Origin of the sequence: Ruminococcus gauvreauii (assembly GCF_025151995.1) — a bacterium.
Lineage (GTDB): Bacteria > Bacillota > Clostridia > Lachnospirales > Lachnospiraceae > Ruminococcus_G > Ruminococcus_G gauvreauii.
This window is the reverse complement of sequence record NZ_CP102290.1, coordinates 3769252-3789518: the sequence shown is the minus strand read 5'-3', so window position 1 is coordinate 3789518 and position 20267 is coordinate 3769252. Positions and strand designations below refer to the sequence as shown.

The 20267-nt window shown below is 50.3% G+C and carries 9 protein-coding genes and 1 pseudogene; 1 reads left to right on the top strand and 9 read right to left on the bottom strand.

Going from position 1 to position 20267, the window contains the following annotated elements:
- Window positions 1–14: 14 nt before the first annotated feature.
- Window positions 15–1355, bottom strand: coding sequence for a CHAD domain-containing protein (locus NQ502_RS17700; RefSeq protein WP_028528839.1), 1341 nt, complete (start codon window positions 1353–1355; stop codon window positions 15–17).
- A gap of 282 nt (window positions 1356–1637) precedes the next feature.
- Here NQ502_RS17700 and NQ502_RS17695 point away from each other — a divergent pair, with 282 nt between their 5' ends.
- Entirely contained in the window at window positions 1638–2975 is a 1338-nt protein-coding gene (locus tag NQ502_RS17695; protein ID WP_028528838.1) for a M18 family aminopeptidase, read from the top strand.
- Window positions 2976–3014: 39 nt separating this feature from the next.
- Here the strand turns inward: NQ502_RS17695 and NQ502_RS17690 are convergent, their stop codons facing one another.
- From NQ502_RS17690 to NQ502_RS17655, 8 genes and pseudogenes are all read right to left on the bottom strand, one after another.
- A complete protein-coding gene (locus NQ502_RS17690) occupies window positions 3015–3242 on the bottom strand; it encodes a hypothetical protein (RefSeq protein ID WP_148511928.1) in 228 nt (75 codons plus the stop codon).
- Between the two features lie 134 nt (window positions 3243–3376).
- Window positions 3377–4504 (bottom strand): tyrosine-type recombinase/integrase, encoded by a 1128-nt coding sequence (locus NQ502_RS17685; RefSeq protein WP_028530329.1) that lies wholly within the window; start codon window positions 4502–4504, stop codon window positions 3377–3379.
- 182 nt (window positions 4505–4686) lie between these two features.
- A complete protein-coding gene (locus NQ502_RS17680) occupies window positions 4687–5583 on the bottom strand; it encodes an RluA family pseudouridine synthase (protein ID WP_028528769.1) in 897 nt (298 codons plus the stop codon).
- 83 nt (window positions 5584–5666) lie between these two features.
- Entirely contained in the window at window positions 5667–6923 is a 1257-nt protein-coding gene (locus tag NQ502_RS17675; protein ID WP_028528768.1) for a prepilin-type N-terminal cleavage/methylation domain-containing protein, read from the bottom strand.
- A gap of 2 nt (window positions 6924–6925) precedes the next feature.
- Window positions 6926–7336: a hypothetical protein gene (locus tag NQ502_RS17670; protein WP_028528767.1), complete on the bottom strand. Its 411-nt coding sequence runs from the start codon at window positions 7334–7336 to the stop codon at window positions 6926–6928.
- 12 nt (window positions 7337–7348) lie between these two features.
- Window positions 7349–8014: a type IV pilus modification PilV family protein gene (locus NQ502_RS17665; protein WP_148511926.1), complete on the bottom strand. Its 666-nt coding sequence runs from the start codon at window positions 8012–8014 to the stop codon at window positions 7349–7351.
- Window positions 8015–8036: 22 nt separating this feature from the next.
- Window positions 8037–19172 (bottom strand): hypothetical protein, encoded by an 11136-nt coding sequence (locus NQ502_RS17660; protein WP_028528765.1) that lies wholly within the window; start codon window positions 19170–19172, stop codon window positions 8037–8039.
- Window positions 19173–19188: 16 nt separating this feature from the next.
- Window positions 19189–20241, bottom strand: a pseudogene (locus NQ502_RS17655) (type IV pilus twitching motility protein PilT); the annotation flags it as partial.
- Window positions 20242–20267: the final 26 nt, after the last annotated feature.

The window sequence follows — 20267 nt, the reverse complement described above, 5'->3', positions numbered from 1 at the left end:
CAGATTGTCAACTGTCACCGGTGATTCCACCTCTTTATAAATCTGCGGTACAGTTGATCCATCTCTTCTCCTGCAGAAGTTCTCAGCTGCTTCAAAACCGTCAGTTCACGCCTGTCTGCGACCTTTCTCACCTTCGGCATCTTCGCAGCAATATCATTTCTCAGCACGGCATAATCGTGCAGTTCTCCGAGTGTCTCCTGAAACCACCTGCCGTCAGATACCGTCTTTTCCCTTCCGCTCCCCGGAAACTTTCCAAAAAACTCCTGAACATACCGCAGTCTCTTAAAAGACAGGCGCAGCCTGTGCAGTACGGGTTCCGGAACATACATTCCGCCGAGCCATTCTCTGTATGCGCCGATTTCCTCACGGCATTTACTAAGATACCTCTGTCTGACCTCTTCCGTCCGAAACGGCCGGGCCTGTCCTGTCCTGACCAGAATCGGCAGGCAGACAGGTTCCTCTGCCGACCGTTCCAGTGACTCAAGAAAATCCCGAAATTCTTCTGACCGGCAGTGCTCTTCCACACGTTCGATCGCCTCCGCCCTGGACACTTCCAGCATCTTTCGGTAAACAGGGATTTCTTCCGGCACTCTGCCGTTCTTCTTCAGCAAATATGTTATTTTCTCCTGCCGTACATCCAGGTCCCGAAGTTTTCCCAGCAAAGAGATCTCACGTTTCAGCAGCACACCAAATCTCTGTATCCATTCCGGCCGGATCATCTCAGCAAAAACATCCATGACAGAATACAGTCTTCTGAATGCTACCCTGATATCATGGATGACCTCCGGATCTCCATAATCCGTCTCCGGTCCCGTCAGCTCTTTTAACTCGTGAATAGCTTTTCGGATAAACGCCTGTATATGACAGGGAACATTGTCGGCGGCTGTCCGGTTCGACGCTTTGCCGGTTCTTCGTTCAGCATCCTGCACAGCCTTTACGATGCACGTGACAACGGCTCTGTCTCTTTCATCTTCCAGGAATCTGTACTTATATTTTCCCTTTGTAATCCGAAGTGCACTTAACGCTTCTGCCAGATACAGCTGTTCCCTGCCGGTAAGTTCAGCGATCGGATGTGTCAGAATCATATCGCCCTCCAGAACCCTGGACTTTTCATCAAATACAAAGGCACCGACGTCTTTCAGCATATAAGCGGCTTTTGCAATCTTCGAAAATTTATCGAAAGACGGATTTTTCTGTCTGAACAATTCCTCCGCCAGGCAGGCGCCTCTCTTTCTGTCCGCAGTATTGCTCCCGAACAGGCTGCACATCTTTTTAATCCCTGTAAATCGGACATCAGACTTCCTGTTTTTCAGATAATCACGTCTGTACAGCAGTATACGGTCTCTTTTTTGCATGACAGCTCTCCTTTTTTATAAAATCATCCACTCAATCAACATGTTTTCTCTGTCTACAGTATAGCATACCCAGATATCCGTATGCTATGATGTTGGGGTCAAAAGGTATTTTGTCCCCAACTGATGCCACGGATTGCTTCGCACGATGTGCTCCCACATCTTTGCTCCGCTTCGGTCGGTGCTAAACGAGTGCCACTGGCATCATGCTATTGAGACATTGCGTAAACTGTGTTAAATTAGGTAATGACGAAAATCACAGCACCAACGTACATGGAGGTAGTTATGGAACGAAAAATCGCGAAAGAATTGTTGACATTTATCGCACAAAGCCCCAGCACTTTTCATGCGGTACAGTCAATTACAGATATACTGGACCAGAATGGATTTCACAGGCTTTCTGAATGCGGGCAGTGGACTCTGGCTCCCGGAAAATATTACGTTACGCGCAACCGCTCCTCAGTTGCCGCATTTTATATCCCGGAACATGAGTTTTCCAATTATCAGATCATCGCATGCCACAGCGATTCACCTGCCTTTAAGATCAAGGAACACGGCGAGATCGTCGTTGACCGCGCCTACACGAAGCTGAACACGGAAGTCTACGGCGGCATGCTTTTTGCACCCTGGTTCGACCGTCCGCTTTCCGTCGCCGGACGCGTTCTAGTCAGAGAGGATACCAGACTTGTCACTAAGCTGGTAAATGTGGACCGTGATCTTCTTGTGATCCCGAATCTTGCGATCCATATGAACCGCGAAATCAATTCCGGTTATACATACAACGCACAGAAAGATCTGCTCCCACTGTTCGGCGACGAAAATGCCAAAGGCACTCTGATGGACATCATCGCCGAATCCGCGGGCGTTTCCCGCGCTTCCATCGCAGGCAGCGACCTCTTTCTGTATAACCGCATGGCCGGGACCATCTGGGGTTCCGACGGAGAATTCCTCTCTGCACCGCGTCTAGATGATCTGCAGTGCACGTTTGCGTCGCTGAAGGGATTCCTTTGTGCGGACAATCCGGATTGCGTCAGCCTTTTTACTGTTCTGGACAATGAGGAGGTGGGAAGTTCTACAAAGCAGGGTGCCGCCTCCCCGTTTCTAAGCGATGTCCTTCGCCGTATCAACCGTACCCTGGGCGGGGATGAGGAGGACTACTGTGTCAGACTCGCCAACAGCTTCATGGTGTCCGCTGACAACGCTCACGCTGTGCACCCGAATCATCCCGACAAATCTGATCCGGAAAACCGCGTCTATCCAAACCGCGGAATCGTCATTAAATGCAGCGCCAATCAGAAATATACGACAGACGGCGTATCGTCTGCGATCTTCCGCACCATATGTGAACGCGCGAAAGTTCCGTATCAGATTTTCGCAAACCGTTCCGATATGGCAGGAGGTTCCACACTCGGAAGTATTTCCAATACACAGGTTGCAGTGAATACCGTGGACATCGGACTGGCTCAGCTTGCCATGCACTCCCCGTACGAGACGGGGGGCGTCAGGGATACCTGCTTTATGTCTGCAGCCGCCGAAGCGTTTTATCATACGCGTATCTCCTGTGAAGCAGACGGGGTTTATGTGGTTCATCAGGATGATCACCGGCGTCAGTCTCCTGTATAATAGAAAGAAGCTCCGGGATTTATACGCCCGGAGCTGTCTCTATTTTTTTAAGTTTTTCAGCAGTTCCCCCTTGGGATCTGCCACTGTATCACTCAGCATTTCGCCTGTCAGATATGAATAGGCGTCCCTCCACTGCCGGTCTGTGTATTCCTTTTCCTCTAAGGAGCAAATGGCATTCAAAATTCTGGTCTTATCCGTCTCCATCCTCAGGTCAGAAAGAAATCCCAACCCACTGTTTATAAAAATATCGTTTAGAAGATCTGCCACCTGTTTTCTCCCCCTTCCGCGGCATGCGATACCGATGCGTTTTCGTAAAATAATAAATTTTGTGAAATACTGCCGGTTTTCCAATATTTACCACAAAGATACCCCGAAACACATGACGGCTTATGACGGCTTATTCAGGCTGTCAGCCGTTCCAGACGGTCAATGTATTTTCGTTTCTGCTGACTGGTGGAATGCCCGTACCAGTCGAGTGTGAATTTGGCCGTGCTGTGTCCCATCAGTTCAGCCAGTGTTTTTATATCAATATGATTTTCCAGACATCTGGTGGCAAAGCTGTGACGCAGCGTATGAAAATGCAGGTTGGCAATTCCGCACGCCTCAGCCAGTTTTTTTATATGATGCTGCAGTGCGCGGGGCTCAAGTACATGAGCATGACTGCGGAATACAAATTCCTCCGCTGTTCCGTGGACAGACTGCCTCATCCCTTTCAGCAGTTCCATCAGAGTTCCTGTCAATGGTATCCTGCGGACTGCGCATTGAGACTTTGGTTCAGAATACTGCAGGCATGTTTTGGAATTTCCGCTGTATGTGCGGACACGCTGAAGCGTATGCGTGATCAACAGCTCAGAATCCTCAAAATGAATGTTTTTCCATTTGACGGCACAGCACTCCCCAATTCGCACTCCTGTATAAAGGCTAAACAACACAGCAAAATCTTTTATGTTATGTCTGGGATCCAATTGGCCTTCAAGCTTCTCTTGCGCAGAAATACTTAAGAATTCAGGAGAATTCTGCGTTTTTTTAGTTTTCTTAAATGGCAGCTTCGGAACATCTGTGAGGAAATGCGCCTCATATGCCGCCGTAAGCGCTGCACGAAATCGCTTGCATATATTCTGAGCCGTACCCTGACATACTTTTTTACTCCTGATCATATCATACAGATACTGGATGGTATCCGCATTGACTTTACACAGCGTTGCTTTTCCGACAGCCGGTATCATATGATTTTCAACCATGCCCCGGTATACAGCATAGCTGGATGCTTTTATTTCCGGTTTTAATATCTCCTCCAGCCATATTCTGAGCCAGACTTCTACACTGCCGTCTCCAACCCAGGCAGTTTCCATTGTATGATTTACCGATGACCCGGCCTTCATAAGTTCCAGTTTACGTTTGACATCCGTATACTTCCTTCCGTATACGTATCCAAATGCAGTTCTTCCATTACTCTTTTTGCCGATCACATATCTTCCTTCATACCTGCCATCCTTCCTAAGATATATATTTTCCCCGCGTTTTGCCATAGTATTTTCCCCCTCTGCATAAATCGTTGACGGCTTATTTGACGGCTTATTAGAAAATACCATAAAACCGCGGTTTTTTACCATATGTTTGGAAGTATTACCATAATTTACCAGTAAAACTTGATATTTTTGCTGAGTCATTGTATATTATTATATATATCATCTGTATTTCACAAAATTTATTATTTTGCGACATTTTGATTCATCTTTTTCCTCATATCTTCCGGCATTTCCGCTTTTATACGGATTTCCTCCCCGGAAAACGGCTGCATCAGCTTAACCCGGTACGCGTGCAGAGCCGCGCGCTCTATCCCGCCGCACTCCGCACCATAAATCTTGTCTCCCAGGAGCGCATGACCTATGGAGGCCATGTGGACGCGGATCTGATGCGTCCTCCCCGTCTCAAGCAAGACCCGTACAGCCGAAAAGCCCCCAAACGTTTCCTGTACCGCGTAATGTGTTACCGCATGTTTTCCCGTTTCTGTAACCATCATTTTCATCAACGATCCGGGGACCCCGGCAATACCCGTCCGGATGCTTCCTGTTCGTTGTTCCGGCACTCCATGGACAAGCGCAAAGTATTCCTTTTTGAACTGACCCAGCTCTCTCTGACGTGCCAGTCGACCGGCTGCCGCCTGATTTTTTGCAAAAACGACAATTCCGGATGTCTCCTTGTCCAGTCTGCCGACAGAACGTATCTTTACCTGCTCGCCCTTTTCCATGAAGTATTGCACCAGCATGTTTGCCAGGGAATCTGAATAATGACCATGCGAAGGATGCACCACGACTCCCGCCGGTTTATTCACCAGCAGAATGTCCTCATCCTCATACAGAATATCCGGTTTGCCCGCATATGGAACCAGATGGCCCGACTGAGTTTCTGCTTCTTCCAGTTTAACTTCCACAACGTCTCCTGCTTGCAGCATGGCGGTGACCCTCGCCCGTCTGCCGTTCACACAGACTCCATCCGTGCGGAATTTTGCCTGGCTGATCTCACGTTTCGTCAGCCCCAGATTTCCTGACAGAAAATCATACAGCAGGCCTTCTTCACTGACTCTTCCCCTGAGCTTTTTCTCCATCGTGTGACCTCTTTCCCTGAATTTATTTGCAGCAACGGAAAAAGATGATATTCAGGGTATCTTCCTGTCTATCATCTTTCCTGTCAGCTGCTTCCGGTTATTCTGCTGACGTCTTCAGCCGTATAGCCGTTGAAATATCCCCATTGCTCTTCGTTTCCTTTATGATCGCCGTACTTCACAGCCATTAGTTTTTTTCGCTCAGTATCAAAATACAGTTCCGGCTTTTTATATTTCTTGGCAAAATCACCGCCGAGTGCATCGAGCAGTTGATTTCCATCATCAGTATCTTCCATGACAGGACCGCTGATGCCTATTACCTTTGTATGATTACCAACCGCTGCAAGTGATTCTCCCCAGGTTTGTAATTCTTGTTTATCCATGTCGACTCCATCATGGTAAATGGCAACATATGAATTTTTACCTGACTCCGATATCCAGGCATATATTGTTGATGTTCTGTTATCGCTCTCATCGACCCCCACCTTCACCGGAATTTCCTGATAACTGCCATTAAAATACTTATGAATTGCCTGAACCAGATCATTTTCATCATCCGTGTAGTCTGAAAATTTCTTATTCCATGGTTCCGGTGTTGATGTTACTTCCGGCGATATCTCAGGTGTTGTATCCGGCGTCACTTCTGGCGTTGTATCGGGTGTCGCCTCAGGATTTTCAGGCGAACTGTCATCATAGATCTTATCAAAATCAGAATCCGAAACAAAATTATAGCATTCCACATACCGGGTAGAGTGGTAACTTCCGTATTTTTTGCAGGTTAGCGTTAAATCTATTTTTATGATATTTTTTGGATACTCAATTCCTTCCGGATCAGCCTGTGAGAACGTAAGTTTCTCAATTTCATATCCCATGTAGAAATTCTTGTCAAATGTCCAGTTTACCGCCTCATATCTATTGACTGCATAATAATGTATCACTAATAAGTTTTCCTGATCAGTCTCCTTCTCTATACTTCTGTCCAGATTATGAATTTTATCATATGAATGAGACGATGTTATGCATATATGGCTTTGCGTCCGGTCATAAAGCTCAATTACGGCACCGTTTTCATAAATTCTCAGTGTTTTATCCTCATTGACGCCTAAAATACTCGGATGTGCCCCTTCTATCTCACCGGAAATCTTTTCCAGAAGAGTGTCCGACACCTGCTGTCCGTAGGTAAGACCTTTAATATGATAATAGACATTTAATGAGTTAGAAATCACCTGACAGGAAACCGCAATAAACAGACCCAGCAGTGCAAACGCCACTACCAGCTCAATCAGAGTAACACCACTTTTATTTTTCAGCTTCGATCTCCATCTCCGTCTTTCCTGTTTCATGATCACTCTCCCACAGACGATTCTTCTTCGGTCGTAAATGAATACATCTTGAGACCTGTTTCCGCATCTTCATAAACCTGCAGCAACGCAAACTCCAGCGGCAGGCTGACCATATCCGCTTTATTTTTATCATCCGTTTCCTCAGTGTCTATCTCAAGATTAAATTCCAGTGACTGATATCGGTCTTTATCACGTGCATTCTGCGATGATACTTTGTAGTAATTCTCGTTAAATGTCTGCGTTTCTTCAATTTTGCCGTGCGATTTCATCAGAATACTTCCTGAAACAGTGATCACTTTCGTGAACAATACGATCAGCAGCATCACAACCATGAAAGCAACCAGAATTTCAACCATTGTTGAACCGGAATTATTGCAGTTTAATCTCCTGCGCATTATTATCCTGTTTTTCATTCTGCTCCTCCGCTATTCCATAGTGCCCTCGCCCCAGCTCCATATCTCGCCAGGCTTAATCGTATTGCGTTTTGGATTAACTGCCGAGTTAAATGGATCTTCATCCTCCGCTGGTGCGTCCTCATACAGTTTTTCCGCAACATTCAGCACATATGTTGTGGTGATTACGCTCTTTTGCTTCCCTTTTTCACAGCTCACCTGAACAATCAGTTCCGTATCTGTTTTATCTGCACCCTCTTCTGCTTCCCAATACATCAAAATAGAAATGTTATCCATCAGCTGAGCCGCATCTGATGCAGAGTCTGAAGGAGTCAACTTAAAATACCGATGTGCAAATTTTGCGGTTTGTCCTGGCAGTTCTGCATCATAGGATACCCAGCTGCTCTGCCATATATTATACCTCAGGTAAAACCAAATTGGATATCTTCCTGCCTCATACGCTGCTCTCTGGTCGGCATAGGAATCAAAAGGCGGAATGGTTACCTCACTTCTCAGTTCCTTGCTCAGGCTCTGCGCCAGTTCCTTGCACTGTGCCGTGTTCTGCTGTCTTGAAGCAGTGGCATACAGATTGAAGGATACGAGCATCAGCGCGAGACTGAGCATCATCACAACGGCCATGATAATAATCGCAACCAAGAGTGCTGAACCATCTTTTTTTGTCAGTGTTTTTTTCTTCACTGCCCGCATCCTCCTTTCCATTCTAGTCAGTCATTTCATCTTCTTCTGCAATGACCGGTTCGATTATTTCTGTTTCCCTGTGGGACTCTGTCTCATGCTCTGTCACGATATCCTCGTTCTCATTCGCCCATCCGGTACGATCTTCTGCCGCAGTATCTTCCGCCGGTTCAACCTGAGCCGATTTCTGATCCGCCCCGGTCTCCTCCGTCGGAACCTGCTTCTCGGCTGCAGGCGGAATGATAAGATCCATCCATTCCGTCCACTCACTGAGGTTACCGCCCGCCCCATCAATGGATGCAATGCGGACCCTCAGATTCCTTCCTGCAAACTGTGCGAATTCTTCCGGCAGCAGCAGACGCGTCGTAATATCACTCGTCCCCTCTCCGTACGCGCTCAGGTATCTCTTTACATACAGATTATCTTCACTGTCCGTCACCGCAAGCTGATAGACAAGCCATCTCCTGGTGCGGGATGTGATCTCATATGCCTTATCCGGCAGCGCTGACGCTGCCATTTCAACTGACAGGGAGGGGGCACTGCCATACGACTGCAGCTCTGTCACATCGGTAAACATCACATTTTCTGTCGTTCTGCCGCGATACCAGTTTGAGATCGCCGAAGTTTCCCTGTATTCCAGGTTTTCTTTATAGAGATACGCCTGCACCGAAGTCTGACCCGTGAACAGATAATTCTCCTCCGAATACGCATCATTTCCGGTATTGATCACCTCTGCATCCGGCAGCACCAGCTCAAATCCTGCATCCTTCATCATGATACAGGATGCCGTGTTCACAACCGGCGCCGTGTCCTCGGGACCTTCCTGCGCCAGCCCCGTGTAGGGGAGCGCCACAAACGGATGCTCCTGTGTGATGGTGCCGAGGTATGCCGCCGTTTCGTCTGCGCTGCATACCGGATTATCAGTGTCTTCGTATTCACCCGCGTCAAATTCCGGTTCGGTAGACTGATAGAATACATGGTATTCACCTTCCCCGCATTTCTCGAGCCAGAGCCAATTTGTGTCATAGATACTGTACAGCTTATCCGGGTCCAGTTTGTCTTCGCCTTTTGCAGACTGTATCATCTGAATGCGGTAACCGTCAGCATAATCCTGGCTGTCAAATATCAGGCTGGTCTGTGTGACCGGAAGATCATCGATCTCCCCTTCTGACTGATTCGGATCTCTCTTCCACTCTCCGTCCAGGTAAAACAATGTTGTCCGGCTCTCCGTCAGTTCCGGCAGGGTGACCTGTACTCTCGGTATCCGCAGCCACTGATAATTCACCGTAGCCTCCGTCACGTCGTCTTCATCCGACCACAGGGAACTGACATTGCTGTCAGAGATGCTCCTCATTGCAATCTTCAGCCATTTTCCGGCATACTCAGCCGATATATTTTTCATCACGTAATTAGAGCTGTTAAAGTTTCCATCCATTGACGTCACCGAAGCCTTGGACACCAGGGTCGCAAGCGCGCCGCTGTTCCAGTAGCCTTCCTGACCGGCTTCTCCATCGCCCGCTCTCACCGTCTGTGTATCCTGTTCATCGCCTTTTTCTCCGTAAACTGCCGCGGCAAATTCATATTTCCCCTGCAGTACCTGGCCCACATTGGTCGCATTCAGAATCAGGCTGATTCCGCTGCTGGTCAGCTCATCCCGTGTGATGAAAGAATTTTCTCCCTCCGGAAGATTTGGATCATTCTGCGTATAATAGACCGGACTGCTCGTGAGTTCCGTGACATCCGGCACATCCAGACGGCTTGGCAGCGTCATTTCCCTGACTACGCCTTTGACGCCGCTGCGGTATGTCCGGGCATCTTCCGCTGCAATCGCTTTCACCGAGATATCGATGACCTCGCCGCGCTCATAATCATTCAGGTCAATTGTCTGTGTCACACTGTTCCCGGCATCCGGCGGGGCGGCAAATATCCATACGCCTGTCAGCTCTTTTGTGATCTCATAATGAGAGTGATCCGCGTCCTCCATCCAGCTGAGAACCATGGTTTTCGTGACATGTCCCGTTCCGTCTGCCTCTTTCCATGTATAGCGGATGCTGTTGTCCCCCAGTACTTCCTGTTCGGAGGCTCTACCGGCATACAGCGCTTTTGCGTTATCCAACGCCTTTGTAAACGCTTGCTGCTCCTCATACGCGAAGACTGCTGCCGTATCACCTGCGGAGCGCTCAGCCGTAATCTCATAAGCGTCAAGTTCACTGCGCTCTTCCGGCGGCACGCTATCCCACGTCACGTCATAGACGAGCGTATTCTTTTCCACCTTACCGTCTTCATCGCGGTGCAGGGAGACCACCGGTTTCGGAATCTGTGTCAGGCGCGTCTTCAGCTTATACTCTGCTGTGTTGATTGACGGAAATACCGTCGTCATTCCCTTTGCGTTCTCTTCACCGTGCCGGCTGATGCTGACTGCCACATTCTGATAATTCCAGGAAGTCGTGTCATATGTGAGGCTGTTTTCCTCGTCCTTCTTCGTCGTATATGATCCCGCATCAATCTGAACGGACGTACCGTCCGGCGTAAATCCGGTGATGACGTAGTCATACACGGCGCCCTCCTTATAATGAATCCGGTTGTCCTCTCCCGCATATCCCTCGTGATTCAGATCCCAGGTGATCACCATGGTGTCTTCATTCGGGTCGCCGTCCGTGCCGTCTCTGCCGGCATCATTCACGCGGATCACCGGCTTCTCTGCCAGCGTCCGCTCTTCTGTCAGCCGATAGTAGAAGACCTGAGTTGCCTTGCTCTGACTGCCCGTTACGGAATAATCGTTACCCGTATAGGCATTGTACTCCAGCAGCGCATTATAATATATCGTATATGTCCCGTCCGACGCCAGTTCGATCGCATATCCTCCGGCAAGCGTCTTTCCTCCCGCCCCATTTTGGCTGATCAGCTTCGTGTCTGTCACATCCGTTGTAACTCCGTGACCCTCCGTCACATACAGCTCCGTGAGTTCTGTCTTCTCAACTCCAAGCGCGTCCGCCTCTTTGATTTCCGACAAGTCCACCGCGTGTCCTGTATAGACGACGTTATTTGACATCAGCGCAGGATAGCTGCGCACCATCAGATTCTGATAGCAGGATTCCTCCAGGATTTCTCTCGGAAGCGAACTCAGTGAAGTCGCCACTGCTTTGTCCGTAGTGTCTGAAGTTCTCAGCTGTGATGTCGATAATACCACCGGAACCCCCAGCTCCACATCATCCGCCACCATCTCTGAGCGCATGTAGACAATGAAGCTTGTATAGCCAATCTTCAGCTGATAACTCAGGGTATCCGGGGTGATGCCCCTGAAACCTATCGAATCGGTATCCGGTTTCATCGCCAGGGATGCTATATTGGTATCGTCAGCCGTATACGTTGTTGAAACAGGCGCCTGTGATTCTCTCATGACCTTCGCCGAACCGGTAAAGGTCAGATCAGCCGACGTCGCCTGTGCCGTGAACATCGTATTTGTATCGTTTCCGCTGAAATAAGATTCTGATTTTGCAGCCTGTGCAGTAAATTCAACCACACTGCCGCCGCAGTTGACATTGATCTCGATGTTTCCAAGAACCTCTTCCGTCTTTCCCTGTTTTTTCAGAAATTCCAGATATTCATCCCTGTTGTCCAGGAAGATCTGATACGTCAGCGTCTCCCCATTCCGGACAAGTTCCAGATGATACTGCGGTGACGGCAGGATCGGTGAAATCTTCACGGTCTTTTCGCCGGGGACTGAAGACCAGACGTCAATGATATCTCCATTTTCATCAAGAGTTTTTGCTCCCGCCCATACGCTGAATCTGATCTCCTCCACAGCTGTTCCATTGATATCCGAAACTGGAAGCAATGTTTCACAGTCATATACGGTGTCCGTCCTCGTCTCCAGTACCCGGCCCCGGGCATCGCGATACTCGGCCTCATACCGGTAAAACGAAGCGTTCTTCACCTCCGTCCATACCGCCTTATAAGCGGCATTGCCGCTGTCCTCAATGCTCGTGACCGCTGGAGTACCAAGGGTCAGCTGGCCGCTTACTGCCTCGGCATTAAAGTAATCGTTATCCGCCTCAAACACCTGATACCGGATATTATCTGCTCCGCTTCCCATCGCTGCCAGTGAGGTATCACTGGTTACTTTGTTGCTGTTTCTGAATTCCCTGAGCGGATTCAAAGAAAACCCCGGAATCCCAACGGTAATCTGATCTGCGCCTTCGCCGGCAGTCAGCTGATAACCGCCTGAACCTAACCGTGTCACATTTAGTCCGGTCCCGCTTTCATACTCACTCTCATTACTTGTATAAATGGCATAAGTTTCAAATGGAAGCCCTGACAGCGTCCAATAGCTGTCACTGTTTCCACGATTTGCTTTCAGTTCCCCGCTGTCTTTATAAGGTCCGTACGTCAGGCCGTCATCCGATTTGACTGCATAGCCGTTTTCTCCTGAATAGTCAAAGCCAAATACTGTACCATTAAAGTTCGCCGTGATCAGACAGATGTTTGCTGCTTTCCCCTGATTGTTGTAAGCTTTCGTCACCTCAATTTTAACTCTTCTGACCATATTCGCTGCCCCGGATACCACTTCTTTTCCGACACCGGAGTCCGTGGGCTCTCTAAGAGGTTCTTCCTCCGTAAAGGTATTCCAGGTCTCGCCGCTGGTCAGTTCGCTGGTGTAGACCTTATATTCCATCATGCGCTCGTCTTTATCGCGGTTCCAGTACAGATCGATACTGCGCAGGTCAATTGCCGTGCTGAATGTAAATTCATACGTAAATGTGTCAGTATTATTTGAATTCCTGTAATATGCACGCCCGCTGCTTCCATTTTGTTCCGGTTTTTGATAAAGAATTCTTACCGCGCCCGCCGGTGTGTCGATTCCCGGCGTATCCAGCTTCGTGACATAAAAGGCATTCGGCGCTTCTTTGGTCACCTTGCCGTCAGCATCGTAAAACGTTTGATTCAAGTACGTTCCTGACTCTGTCAGGTAATAATTAGCATTCAGTTTCCCATTCAGGGAAACGGGATATTTTGTTTCTCCAATACCGAAGCACTGTGTCACTCTTAAATTTGAAAAATTCGAATAATTTGAGGCAATAATCCCTCCGATGTTGGTTCCGTTTATTGCATAGCCGTAATTATTGCACGCGGTAATGTAAGAACCTCTTTGGATTCCTTCGAGCTCACCTACAATCCCGCCGTTGGAATCCCCCGGCTGAATCAGGCCTGTATTGACACAGTTCCGAAGCTGCACAAGAGCTGCAGAATTCACCCGTCCTGCAATTCCGCCCGCATATGAAGTCCCCCGGATGGTTCCATGATTCTCACACCGCACGATCTGCGCTGCGGTCGTCCTCACCTGATAAAGCATGCCGACCATGCCTGCAGCTCCCTCGTTACTGGTGCTGTATATTTCCCCGTAGTTGATACAGTCAGAGATCGTCCCGCCATAATATTTCCACACGCCGATCATACCACCCACACGGTTCAATGCACGGATTTTACCGTAATTGACACAGTCTTTGATTCTCCATGTCGTGCTGTCCGCACACTCCATACGGCCAACCATTCCGCCGACCGCATTTGATTTTGCGGCGGATTTCTCCACCGTCGCACGGTTGATGCACGCCAGCATGTCCTCCCTGGAGGCGCTGTATCCGACGATACCGCCGCACCCGTTGTCCTGAGCGCTCTGAGGTGCATAGACTGCCCACGCGCTTCCGGTCGCCGCTCTCTGCACACTTCCCGTCTTCCGGTTGTATCCGACGATGCCGCCGACATGCCCCCGGTAATTTTCCACGATCACCCTCATCTCATCGACAGGCGCCTCGCCGTATGCACGGTCAGAACCTTCATGACAGATGTCTGATATACTGCCGCTGTTGAAGCCCGCCACACCACCCGTGTGACCATATGCCGTGGTACTGTTTCCGGTGCCCACATAGACGCTGCCTTTGGCATTTTTAACGGCAGTCTCCTTTGCCTCACCGCCAAAGCTGACATCATACCGCTTATCTGTTCCAAATGTTACATAAGAAATCTGTGCGCCCAAGCCATTCACGCCGGCTGCACCGCCGATATTTGCAACATTATTCGGATCGCCCATTCCGGTGATCTTTGCTGCATTGACTTTACAGTTTTCGATGGTTCCTTCGCTTTCTTTTCCGGAATCGCCGTTCACACCGGCGATCCCGCCGTACCCGTAGATCACGGAACCGTTCGTCTCGAAGTCCGTGTTCGGATTGTATTCCGGTGCATTCTGCGGATTATTTGCTGTCCCCTGTACGTCTCCGTTAAACTCACAATACCTGATCGTCCCCGTATTACTGCCCGCGATACCTCCCAGATTTCCATAGTACGCCATGTCCGTCTGCACGAATCCGAGCTGTGCATAGACCGTGCTGTACGCTTTCTTAGTCCCTTCGATCGTTCCGCTGTTGCTGCCCGCGATCCCGCCGGCTAAGATGTCGGATGCGTTGGATTTCAACACGAGCGCCGTCTTACCGGTTCCCACATTGCAGCCGCTGACTGATCCGGTGTTTTTTCCCGCAATTCCGCCGAGCGAACTGCCCCTGCTGGATGCAAGATTGGTAATCGTCAGATTTGTAACCGTACACGCTGAAATATCTCCGGTATTGCTGCCGCAGATTCCTCCGGCATACTGTCTGCCGATAAATGTCAGCCGGTCCGGTCCGTTGAACAGTTCCCTGATCCAGCGGGAGATGGTATCCCACCAGCCATCCAGACTGCTTTTCGGTGTGACATCACACGACTGAATCGTACCGCTGTTCACACCCGTCACGCCGCCGCAGATTCCATTTGGTGCCGAAACGCTCCCGTTATTGGCGCAGTTTAACACACTGCCGAGGTTATTTCCGATCATCCCCCCGGCATTCCCGCTTTTCGTCGCTGATACAGTTCCCTGGTTGATACAGCCTTCAATCTTCCCTTCACTGTTATCCGCCTTCCCGACGATCCCTCCGGCGTCTCCGCCTGATGCCGTCACCGAAGCCTCATTATAAAAACCCGAGAGACTGTCCGCCTGCTGATATCCGACGACGCCGCCGACACGCTGATTACCGGAAATACTTCCTGCAATTCCTGCCGATTCGGCACTGCCTGAGACACTCAGGATGCCCTTATTATAACCGGTGATTCCTCCGACGTTATCACCCGCAGAACTGACAGATATTTCAACCGCCTGCCCCAGCGTGACCGCACCGTTTTCATCGTTATAGCCGGTGATTCCTCCGACATTCCCATCCGCACCGTATGCCGTAACAGCTGCAGCGTTCACAGACGGATGAACGATGGAACCGAAGTTCTCCGCCGTAAATCCGCCGACATAATTCCGTCCGGTCACCGTCCGGTTCTCGAAGGAACAGTCTGTAATTTCACCGCCTGCTTTGTTGACCCCTGCGATACCGCCGACGTAATCTGCGGTTCCGCTTCCGATACTCGATACAGAGCAGTTGACGATTGTACCCTCGCTGACCTCACAGAGCCCGCCGACATACGTCCCCACGGACGACACATCACCGACATCCCGGTTACTGCAGTTATCGATCGTTACGTGCTCGCCGGCGCGCCCGATGATGCCTCCGGCATAGGAATACGTAAACCCATCCCCTGTATATGTCGTCCTGCCGGGCTGTTCATCTTCATTTTCCATGGCAGCTTCTGCCGTAACCGGTGTCAGGTTCGTGACATCTTTGATGTAAAGACCGGTATCATCATCGTTGTATCCGACGACACCGCCCACATGGATCTGTGCCGTGATGCCCCCAAATTTGCTCTGCGCGGCATTTTCCGCATCCAGTCCCTGAATGTATAAAGTGCTTTCGCTTTGCCCCGCCCCTGCTGTACGCTCAGCCAAAACCTTCGCGGCGTCCTGCACTGACTCTGTCTCCTCCAGTGCCTTTGCCAGGGATTCAACCAGTTCCCCTGTGCTTTCTCTGTCCGTATCCCCCGGCATCAGCAGATTGTATCCGATGAATCCGCCGGCAAATGCGTCCGCTTTCAAAACTCCAAGGAAGTTATCGGTGCGGAACGCCGCCTCGATATCATGACCCTTATCCGCTACGATATTTCCGCCGATCGTGCCGCCGATGCAGTACGCGCCCGTCACCTGGTTCGGATTGGAGTTCAGAAAACGGCCTTCATTTTCTTCATCCATCAGCAGAGAGATCGATGCGTTGAGTCCGGCATAGCCTCCGACAAAACTACCGCTTCCGCCTATATAGCCGCCGGCGACTTCATAGTCCTCGACTACCGCGTCCACATCGTTATATCCGACGATTCCTCCCACATAATTATTTCCGGAAATATAGCAGACCGTCTGGATTCTGCCGTTGCTTCCCGACGGATTTGACCCGTCCGCATCCCGTTTCGTATTTCCGATGATTCCGTTATTATAGCCCGCGATGCCCCCGGCGTAATCTCCATTCAGGGATTCCGCCTTCGTCAGATTCTCTGCGGTCGCTGTGCTGTCCACATCGCTGTTGCAGTTATAGATCCACCCGGCGTTATAGCCCGCAATTCCGCCGGCATAGCTGCCTCTTGCCACAACAACGCCTCTGTTGATCCAGTTCTCAATCTTATTGCTCAGCTTACGAATGGGATCAGGGACCACGATTCCGTCTTCATCCATCTTCCCCTGTATCGCCGCATTGCATCCGGTGACACCGCCGACGTACGTATCGCCGATCACATGGATTTCATTGATCCCGCTGGTACCGGAATCCGTACTGCCGTCGATTCCGCTCGCCGAGCCCTCACTATAGCCCACGATTCCGCCCACGTAGCGAAGCCCGAAGACATATCCTTCCCTGCCGTCCTCTTTTTCCGTACTGCAGTACTGTACCGAGGCATTGTCATTGTACCCGATGATTCCGCCTACGTAGACTCCCGTCAGCTTTTCGTTCAGTTTTTCCCTGTCTCCAAGAATGTCATCTATAGAATCATTTATATACTGAGGCGAACTGATACACTTTTTAATCTGCAGTGCTTCAACCGTATCCGTGCTATTTTTGCAGTATCCGACGATTCCGCCGATATAAGACGGTTCCCGGGTGGTCCCGCTTTTCTTTGCCCCCTCAACCGGTCCGTAATTGCGGCACTCCTCCACAAGTACCGTTTTTTCGGCGTTCTCCGACTTGAGCATGCCGACGATCCCGCCGACGTACACATGACCTTTCACCTGTGCGCGGTTCACCAGACCTTTGTAATGAATCTGCTCTTCCCCGTCATAGGACTGTCCGCCTGTGATTCCTCCGACCTGGCTTTCACCCGTGATGGTACTCGGATTTTTTTTCGCATCGGAATCCGCCGTGGTAAGGTTCTCCAGCGTACCCGCATTCATACCGCAGAACGCCCCGGCATTCTCACCGCCGTTCACCGTAATCCGATCGAGCGCAAAGTTTCTCAGGGTGCCGTAATTCGTCACAAATAAGCCTGCAGGACCTTCTGCCGACTCTTCTGTTCCATATAAAAACGCTTTCTGGTTTGCTTTCTCAGTAATATACAGTCCGCTGACCGTATACGTCCTGCGTTCATTCCCTTCAAAGACCGCGTTGGAGCGCAGCTGACGGATAGACGGGAATTCTGTCTTTACCTCCGTCACCTCATTGGAATCGTCTTTTGCTGCATCGGTTGCAAAAAGGCATCCATTTTCTATCAGCGCCCTCCAGTCCATGTTCTGAGTCAGCTGGTACGTCACGTGATCTGCCGTCTTCAGCCCTTCATATCCTGTTTTTTCCCTCTGCTCCTCCGTGTAATCCTCCAGATAACGGATGTTTGACAGATGGCGGGCGTTTGAAACCGTATAAACCGCGGACGTCTCGCCTCCCGATTCCGAATATCTGGCAGAACCAAAATATGTATGTTCGCTGTTGCTCTGCTTCTTCGCCGTTGTCTTATAGTAAGTGCCTCTTCCCTGAACCGTACAGTAAATGTCATCCGTGTTTAAACCGAATCTGTGAAAACTGTAAGTACCGGAAAGTTTGGGTCTGAGTATGCCAACCCCGGCGCTCTCTTCCGTTTTCACAAGTTCCGGATAATCTTCATAGTACTGCGCGCTGGTAGCGGTCAGGTCCACTGCATCGAGAACCACGCGTACCGTCCGGTCAGTCTCCACCCATGCCAGCACGGGGAATTCCCCCAGCTTCTGGGATGTGGGATTCTTCCCGTCCGCATCATAGTTCAGACGCGTCACACTGCAGGGTATTTTATCGCGGAATAATGTATTTTTCAGTTTACTTCCGTCCAGTGTGATGACCAGCAGTTCCCGCTTTGAGCTCCTGTCATAGATCTTAATCTCATACGTCAGCTCCTGAGTCGCTGTCTGCACCTTCGTCAGCCGGAAGGACAGATTCAGTGTCTCCTCGTTGTTCAATTTGACCTCATTGATGGACGGCTTCTGCGCTTTCGGACTCGTGGCCTTTGACAGGGTGTCCACCCCGTAATACCCCACCATGCGGGCTTTTCTGTATTTACTCTCCCTGTTGGAGATTGAAACAGTTCCATCTCCTTCCTTTGTTTCATCGTGAGTAAAATCCTCTGCTTTGTCACTGTAGAGAACGGCAAATACCTGACCGTCTTCCGGTGTGAACTCCACGCAGACAGTGGCATTCAAAATCGCCGGATCGTAGAGATACGGAAGCAGCATATCATACAGCGCCTTGATCTCAGGCTCCAACTGTCCATCTGCCTCTTCATCCAACTCACCGTTCTGATAACTCAGGTACTTCTGGTAATCCCTTGTTGTCCCGATCAGATAACAGATCTGTCCCTGATAACGTGCTGCCTCCGGACGTGTGCTGTCTTTATCACTTTCCGGCCAGATACCAGAGAGCGTATACGGATTACCATCCGGTGCGGTCAGCTGTGTGACATCCAGCGGATTCAGGTAATTCCCCTTGTTATCAGACATTGCCTTCTGCAGCCCGGTCAGCTGACCGCTCTCACTGTACTCCGTCAGCTGATTCTGCGCAGCCGAAAACAGGGTCTGGGCGTACTCATTCTGCTGCTTGAAATTCGTCCACTCGATCCACTTCACCACTCCGACAGCCATAAATCCTGTAAAGATCAGCAGGATCACAACCACGACGATCGCCTCGACCATCGTAAAGCCGCCATTATGTTTTTTGTTTTCCCTGTTCCCGTAACCGCTCATTTTCATACATTTCTCACTTTACTTAAAAATATTGTTCCAGGTCCCGCCTGTCATTCGTATACTGGAATGCCGTCTCCTTCGAAATCCTGCCCTCAGACACCATGCGGACCAGATCCATATTCAGCGTATGCATGCCTGCCGCAGCATTAGACTGCATGACACTTGCCAGCTGATGGCTCTTATTTTCCCGGATCATATTCCCGACCGCATCCGTGCCCAGCAGAATTTCCGTCGCCGCGAACCTTCCGCCGCCGTTTACAGACGGCATCAGGCACTGCGTGATCACGCCCTTCAGCACGCCTGCCAGCTGCGTGCGCACCTGATTCTGACTGCCGGACGGACAGGCATCGATCACGCGGTCGATCGTCTGCGCTGCACCGGTGGTGTGGAGCGTGGACAGTACGAGGTGCCCCGTCTCAGCCGCTGTCAGAGCGGCCATGATCGTCTCATAATCGCGCATCTCGCCTACCATGATGATGTCCGGATCCTCCCGCAGCGCGCTCCGCAGCGCCGATGCGAAATCCCCGACATCCCTTCCGGTCTCCCTCTGATGGATCAGAGCCATCTTTCCGTCATAGTGATATTCCACCGGATCCTCGATCGTCAGGATATGCACCGCACGTGTCTGATTCACGTGTTCGATCATGGACGCAAGCGTCGTCGACTTTCCGCTCCCAGTGGGTCCTGTCACAAGGATCAGCCCTCTCGGTTCCTCCGCCAGTTCATATAGTTTTTTTGATAAATGCAGCTGTTCCAGTGTCGGTATGCTGCTGTTCAGCAGACGGATCGTCGCGGCGAGTTTCCCCTGCTGCCGGAACACGTTGACCCTCTGACGGTTTCCGTCCGATGTCTGCAGTGAAAAGTCCAGGTCACGTCCCTCCTCCAGCACCTTTAACTGCCGTTCATTCAGCAGTCCGCGGATCATCACCTCCGCCGATTCCTCATCGGGCTGTGCGAGCGCCGGGATGAGAACGCCGTGAACCCGAAATACCAGCGGCAGACCCGCCGATATATGGACATCGGATGCCTCCTCCTGTCTTGCCATTAGAATAATCTGATCCATATCATACATAACACTGCCAGCCTCCTGTTTTTATAAAT